The sequence below is a fragment of the Paenibacillus sp. R-74696 genome, from assembly GCF_055814915.1.
In genome coordinates this window covers 1-2,168 of the sequence record NZ_JBPULM010000033.1, presented here as the reverse complement: position 1 = coordinate 2,168, position 2,168 = coordinate 1, and the positions used below count along the sequence as shown (strand labels likewise).

Genomic DNA, 2,168 nt, shown 5'->3' with positions numbered 1-2,168 from the left:
AAGCTGCGCAGCCCCGCAATCTCCAGCTCGCTGCCTACGACGTAGGCGCACAGCTGAAGGCTGCCACCCGCATCCGGCAGCGCCTGCACGATGACCTCGCGAACCCCTGTCCCCCGCAGCAGCACCGCCTCAATCTCGCTGAGCTCGATGCGGTAACCGCGAATTTTCACCTGATGGTCCATCCGGCCCACATATGCTAAGGAACCATCCGCCTGCCAGCGAACCAAGTCTCCCGTACGGTACATTCGCTCCCCTGGCTCAAACGGGTTCGACACAAATTTTTCCGCAGTCAGATCCGCTCTATCCCAGTATCCTCGGGCTAGACCGACTCCGCTTATGCACAGTTCACCAACAGCACCAACAGGCTGCAAGCCGTTCTCCTGGGTAAGTACATACACTCTGGTGTTAGAAATGGGCTTCCCGATCGGTATGACAGGAAGGGATACATCCACTCGGGCCGTTGTAGCAAGCACTGTACCTTCTGTAGGTCCATAGTTGTTGTATAAAGCATATCGAGTATGACTGATTTTCTTCAAACGATCCCCGCCCGTCAACAAAACGCGCAGAGAACGATTTTCCAGCATTATAAATTGTTCGCACACCTGTGTCGGCAAGAAGCTGACCGTTATGCTTTTTTCCTCGAAATAGGCATTTAAGGCGGCAGGGTCCAGACGCAAATCTTCCGGTACTATATGCACGGCGGCTCCTATCGTAAGGGAAGGGAATATTTCCCACACCACTGCATCAAAACCAATACCTGCATATTGGGTTGTCCGATCTGTTGCACTCATATCAAAATAGGCCTGATGCCATCTGCACAAATGAACGACAGAGCGGTGTTCGATCATAACGCCTTTCGGCCTGCCGGTCGAACCGGACGTATAAATGATGTAAGCTGCATCTGTCGGAAGAATTTCAGGTAAAGGCTGGTCGGAATGCTCCTCTAGTTTTTCTAACCCGTCTAGTAGAAGAACCTCCACTGCTGATTGTTTAACTTGATGAAGATGTGCTTGATTCGTCAGGCAAAAACGAGCTCTGCTGTCCTCCAGCATAAAATGAATCCGTTCTGCCGGATAATCGGGATCAATTGGCACATAAGCAGCGCCCGTTTTCAAAATGCCAAGGATGCCAATGATCATTTCCACGGAACGCTCAGGCATGATGGCAACGACATCTGCTGGCGCTACGCCGCGCTTAAGCAAATGATGCGCCATCCTGCTGCTGCGTTCGTTCAGCTCTTGGTAGGTCAAGGCCTCATCCCCGCAAACGACGGCGACACGTTCCGGCGTCTTCGCCGCTTGCTCCTCAAACAGCGCATGCAGCGTCGATGGCTGCTCAAGCAACGCTTCTGCTCCAGTATCGTTAAAATCCACCAGCAACTGCTCCCGCTGTCCTGCCGTCAACAAGTCCATGCTTCCCAGCGTTGTATGCGAATCGCGGGTCACTTGACGCAGCAGCTCTGTAAAATGACCCACCCAGCGCTCTATCGTGCCCTGCTCAAACAGCTTCACCGCGTATTCCAGCGTACAACGCATGCCCTGCTCCTCTTCACTTACCGACAGCGTCAGATCGAATTTCGCCGCTCCGCTTTCTAGCGGGTACGGCGTCCATTGCAGATCTGCCAGCTCCAGCTCCGATTGCTCCGTGTTTTGCAACACCAGCATCGCATCAAAAAGCGGATTGCGGCTCAGATCTCGCTGCCTGACCACCTGCTCCACCAGTTCCTCGAACGGATAGTCCCCGTGTTCGAAGGCACCTAGCGCCGTCTGCTTCACTTCCTGCAAGTAGGCAGAGAACGGTTTTTCCCCCGACGGGCTCAGCCGCAGCGCCAGCGTGTTCACGAACATCCCCAGCATGCCCTGCAAGTCAGCATGCGAACGGCCCGCAATCGGCGTGCCCACGATCAGCTCCTCCTGACCGCTTAACCGACCCAGCAACGCGCTGTACGCCGCCAGCAGCACCATATACAACGTCGCTCCATTCGCCCGGGCCAGCTCCCGCAGCGCTGCGGACAGCTCGCTGTCCAGCTCGAATTCTACGTGCGCTCCCTCGAAGCTGCGCACCGCCGGAAGCGGATAATCGAGCGGCAGGCTCAGCACCGGCAGCTCCCCGGCGAACTGCTCCAGCCAGTAGCGCTCCATCTCCCGATAAGACGCGCTTTCCCGGTA

At 55.7% G+C, this 2,168-nt stretch carries 1 protein-coding gene; it reads right to left on the bottom strand.

Features of this window, described 5'->3' with window-relative positions:
- The coding region (locus ACSR9A_RS16855; RefSeq protein ID WP_473758443.1) for a non-ribosomal peptide synthetase at nucleotides 1–2,168 on the bottom strand (2,168 nt) is incomplete at both ends.